3 protein-coding genes are annotated in these 5,232 nt (G+C 57.8%); all 3 read right to left on the bottom strand.

Annotated elements, in window-relative coordinates; all coding sequences use genetic code 11:
- On the bottom strand, window positions 1–2,808 hold a 2,808-nt coding region (locus AXE65_RS09905; protein WP_068391600.1), incomplete at its 3' end, for a zincin-like metallopeptidase domain-containing protein.
- A gap of 54 nt (window positions 2,809–2,862) precedes the next feature.
- The gene (locus tag AXE65_RS09900; RefSeq protein WP_068391597.1) at window positions 2,863–3,183 is read right to left on the bottom strand and encodes a hypothetical protein; all 321 of its coding nucleotides are present in this window, start codon (window positions 3,181–3,183) and stop codon (window positions 2,863–2,865) included.
- Between the two features lie 24 nt (window positions 3,184–3,207).
- Window positions 3,208–5,232 (bottom strand): DNA topoisomerase 3 (locus AXE65_RS09895; protein WP_068391594.1); only part of this gene is annotated, 2,025 nt, incomplete at its 5' end.

Below are 5,232 nucleotides of genomic sequence, written 5' to 3'. Positions count from 1 at the left end.
CGCGCCGGTGCGGTTGTTGCTGATGCTGCCTGCCGGTCTGCCGTCCAGATGCGCCACATAAAAACCGTCTTTTGCGCCTTTTTTGCCGCCTTCTACCGCAACCCGATGGGACTTGCCGTCCATAATCGGATGCTCGCCGTCCACCACCAGGCCAATGCTGCGCATGGCGGCGGCAAACTCTTCTTGCGGGCGGATGGGTAGTGCTTGCTGGATGGATATATTTTCCGCTTTGAATTTGGCCAACGTTTCCATATCCGCCTGCGGCCCGGCATACCAAGCCTTTGCCGCCTTATCCCAACGTGCTCCGGCGGCTTTGGCTTCGTCTTTGCGCTCAAAGGGCACCGCCAGATAGTGGCGTTTGGCCGGTGTTGCCTGCGGCGCTTGTGCCTGGCTTGCCTGCGGCGCGTTTTGTGCGCGTTCGGCTTTGGCCTGCTGTGGCGTGGTCTGCGGCCACTTAGCAAAGGCGGCTTGATCGATACCTTCGGGGACGTACCAGAGTTTTTCCGCGGCGTCCCATTTTGCGCCCAGCTTTTTAACCTGCTCGCGGTCTTTGAACGCGGTTTTTAGATAATGCCGCTCGTTTGGCTGCTCGGATCCTGCCGATTGCGCCGTATAGACGGTTTGCTGCTGCGCCTGCTGTTGCTTCAGTTCGGCGAGTTCGGCCAGCGATTGCGCGGATTTAACGGCTTCTTTGGCTTCACTGCGCTGTTTATCAGTCGCCTCTGGATTGCGGGCAACGCGCTCTCTTTCGATGTAAGCCAGTTGCACCGCTTGGTTATAGGGATTGTTTTGCAGCAAAGCATCGAGCAATTGCAGTTGTTCGGCGCGGCTTTGTGCTTGTGCTTCGGTTTTGCTCGCGGTAATCGCTTGCCAAGCCTGCTCGCCTTCGAAAGCTTCGCCCTTGTGCGCGTATACCGCGTAGCCTTCTGCCGGACGGCCAGCCTGCTCGGCGGGCATCACCTGCCCGCTCTCGATGTCGCGCACCGAAGGCACAACGCGTACCTCGCCCGTCCAGTCATGCGGCAGGATTTGCCCAAAGACCGGCTGGCTGTCCAGACCGTCTTTTTGCAGGGCATAAGCCGTTTCACGCAAGCGCTGGCCGATGGGTTCGGGATGGGCGGACAGCAAATGGGCTATCTTGGCCTTGTTATCTTGAGACACCTGCTCGCTGCTCGGAATTTCAAGCGCTGGCGACTCGGTGGTGGCTGGGGATGGCGCTGGCACGGGTTCTGCGCTGGGAACTGCCGTAAGCACTTCGCTGGTCGGCGCTTGCCCGGCCATCCCCGCCATGTCGGCAAGGTCCATCACGACGTCCAGCGCCTCTTTGGCCTGTTCTTTTTCTTCATCGGTGGCACTTGGGTTATTCCAAACCCGTTCGGCCTCAATCAGTGCCAGCGTGACCGCCTGGTCATAGGGATTGGTGCTGACCAGCGCGTCAATCAGGCGGATGTGTTCGACTTTGGCCTGTGCTTCTTCTTGCGTTTTTGCCCCGACTATAGGTTTCCAAGCCGCCTCCCCTTCGAAAGCATCGCCCTTGCGCGCGTATACCGCGTAGCCTTCTGGCGGACGGCCTGCCTGCTCGGCGGGGATAATCTGCCCGCTCTCGACGTCGCGCACCGAAGGCACAATGCGTACCTCGCCCGTCCAATCATCCGGCAGCGTTTCGTTATAGATCGGGTGGCTGCTGTAGCCATTTTCGCTCATGGCACGCGCGGCTTGCTGGATGTCCTGCACGCGGTGTTCAGGATGGGCAGCCAGCAGGCTTTCCAGACGTTTCACGTTATCCGAATAGACCTGCGCGGCCTCTGTCATATCGAACGGCTGTGGTTCAAGCGAAACTTGAACGGACGGTGCCTCTGTTGTGGTTTGGGTTTGTGGCTCCTGCTGTTCTTGCTCCTGTGCAAGCTGCTGTTTTTGTTCCAAACCCAAAACATAACGTTGGATTTGCTCGGCATCCTTGGCGGCGCGGTAGATTTCTTGCGGGTCGTCTTTAAGGACTTTTATCCATGCCCCCACATAGGCGGCGTTTTGTTCGCTGTCGTGGGCAATGCCTATTTCGCCTGCCAGCATCATTGAAGCGATTTCGGCCCTTAATTCTTCCTTGGCGTAGCCCTGGCTGCCAAAGCTATGCTTGAGATCGCGGTTTAGGCGGCTTTCGTGGCCTGTCCAATGACCCAACTCGTGCAGTGCGGTGTCGTAGTAACCTTCGGCGCTTGCGAACTGGCTTTTCTCGGGCAGGCAGATGCGGTCGCTGTCCTGCTTATAAAACGCGCGGTTGCCCGATTGATGGCTGATGCTCGCGCCGGATGCGGCCAAAATCTGCTCGGCGCGGGCTATCGGGTTCCAATCCGCTTGCTGGCTTTTCGGTGGCAGCGGCGGCAGATTGTGGTGATCGATTTGCTCGATATTAAATACGTGTGCTTGAAAATTTTTCGGCCGTATCAGTTTGACCGTCTCTTTGACGGTTTCGCCCTGTTCGTCCAAAACAGGCTTACCGTCTTTATCGCGCTTAACCCGCTCTTCTTCGTATTGGCTGTAGTGGATCACGGTGCCTTTTTCACCGGCTTTAACCTGTGCGCCGATGCTTTTCGCCTGCACATAGGTCATCCAGCGCGGGTCTGAATAGCCCTCGCTCATCAGTTGCAGGGTATTAACGCCTTTGTAGGCTTTGCCGGTGGCCGCGTTAAACGGCATGGTTTCGGCGTCGCGCCAAGGCCGCTGCCAAGGGGCGGTGCCTTGTTCGAGTTGCTTGATGAGTTTTTCGGCGACTTGCCGATGATAGGCTTCGCGCTTGCTTTCTTGTTCCATGATGGCCTGTCCTGGTCCTTAGATGGTTTGATGGCGTGTGCTGCGGGGATGGGCTTAGGGCGCACCATCGTCGGGTGCTACATCGTCAAAACGCGCCGCCCATGCGTCTTCAAAGCTCATGGCGGTTTCCTCGAACAATCCTAAGTGCTCCGCTTCGTCGGGATCGAACTCGACTACAAGGCCGGGGTTGTCGGCTTGGGCTTGCAGCTTGGCTTCCACCCGCTCGCGTAAATCAGCTTTTTCGTCGTAGTTCTCGCGCTCAGTGCGCAGCGCCTCTACCGTTTGCCGTTCCTCCTCGGTTAATGGCTCATCGTCAGTGGCGAGTATTTCAGTGCGACTCATAAAACGCTCGAACTCTTCTTGGCTCATGATCATGGTGTTGCTCCTTTAAGGGATGGTTCAGGCCGGGACAGGCGCGGCCAGTGTAGCGCGCGCTTTGCTGTAGTCCGGCAGTCCTTGGGTTTCGGGATAGGTCTGCTTGCAGGCAGGAAAGGCGCTGCAACCAAACCAGAACCCGCCTTTTGGCGCTTTGCCCTTGCGCCGAACCAAGGCACTGCCGCAAGCACCGCAAGCGTGCTCGGTCACGCAGGCGGCGGATTTTTTATGGGTAATGCCGGAAGCCAAGCTGCCGCTGGCGGCACTGGCAAGCAGCACGCGGCCTTCTGCCGCTTCGGCCACTTGTGTGCGGACAAAGGCTTCTTGGCGGGCAACAAACTCATCCAGCGGTTTTTCGCCTTGCTCGATGGCTTTTAACAGCCGTTCGTAGAGCGCGGTCAGTAGCGGACTTTTCACCGCTTCCGGCAGCGCATCCACCAAAGCGCGCCCCAATGCGCTGCTGCGAATCTGTTTGCCTTGGGTTTCCAAAAACGTGCGGCGCTTAAGCTCGCTGATGATTGAAGCGCGGGTAGCAGATGTGCCGATACCGTCGCCGTCGCGCAGGCGTTTTTTGTGTTCGGGGTCTGCGACAAAACGATGGATATTTTCCATCGCGCGTACCAGCGTGCCCTCGGTAAAGCGCAATGGTGGTTTGCTTTGGGCGTCGATGCGCTGCGCGTTGGTGCACGTCGCCTTCTCACCCGTGTTCATGGCGGGCAGGTGCTGCCCGCCGCCAGCGTCTTCCTCTTCACTGCCTGCTTTACCCTTGGCCGGTTTGTTCTCGTCTTCGTCCGCCTGCGGGTAAACGTCTTTCCAGCCGTTTTGGCGGACGGTTTTGCCGCTTGCGGTAAAGGTCTCGCCGGAAACCTCAAGCGCTACGCGGGTTTGCAGGTATTGGTGAACCGGCCAGAACTGCGCGATATAGGCACGGACAATCAGTTCATACAGATTGCGTTCTGGTTCGCTTAAAGCGCTTTTATTGCCCAGGTGCGCCGTCGGGATAATGCCGTGGTGCGCGGTGATCTTTTTATCGTTCCAGGTCGGTGATTTAAGCGTTGGATTGGCGGCATCGATGAGCGCGGCAAACTCGGGATTGACTTGCTTTAACGCCGCCAGCACGGCGGGCGCGTCCGCCCATTGGCTTTGGGGCAAATAAGCGCAATCGGTACGCGGGTAGCTGGTGAGTTTGTGGGTTTCGTACAGCGACTGGCAGATTTTTAAGCATTGTTCGGCGCTATAACCGTACTGGCTCGATGCCAGCGCGGTCATGTCGGACAGGGCAAAGGCCAAAGGCTGCGCCTCGGTTTTCATTTCCGTCTTGTAGTCGGTAATCGCACCCGTTTTGCCATTGATCGCCGCAATCAAGCTATCGGCAATGGCCGTGTTAATCAGTCGGCCTTCGCTGTCCAAACCTTCCTGGCTCAAGCGCGGCTTCCAGCTCGCTGAAAATGATCCGTTCTGATGCGCAAAAAGCGCCCTGATGCGGTGATAAGCCACCGGTACAAAGGCTTCAATCGCGCGGTCGCGCGCCGACACTAACGCAAGCGTTGGCGTTTGCACCCGTCCTACGGTTAATAACGCAGAGCCGCCACTGCGGCGGGCCGACAAGGTATAGGCGCGCGACAGGTTCATGCCAATCAACCAGTCGGCACGCGAGCGAGCGCGAGCAGCGTTCGCCCATCCGGCGTAGTCTTGATTGTTTTTAAGCGCCGCCAAACCACGCTGTATCGATACCTTGTCTTGTGCGGATACCCAAAAGCGTTTAACCGGTTTCTTGTTATGGAAATGCTCCAGGACTTCATCGACCAAAAGCTGCCCTTCACGGTCGGGGTCGCCCGCATGGACGATTTCATCGGCCTGTTTAATCAGCTTGCCGATCACCGCCAGTTGTTTTTTAGCCTCCGCCTTGGGTTTTAAAATCCAATCGGTCGGAATAATCGGCAGATCCTCCACCCGCCAGTACTTCTTGCCCGCTTTACTGCGCGGCACCGTGTCCGGCGTGTACTCGTCCGGCTCGGCAAGTTCCAGCATATGCCCAAAGCACCAAGT

Source organism: Ventosimonas gracilis (assembly GCF_001580025.1).
GTDB lineage: Bacteria > Pseudomonadota > Gammaproteobacteria > Pseudomonadales > Pseudomonadaceae > Ventosimonas > Ventosimonas gracilis.
This window is presented reverse-complemented; position numbering and strand designations above follow the sequence as displayed.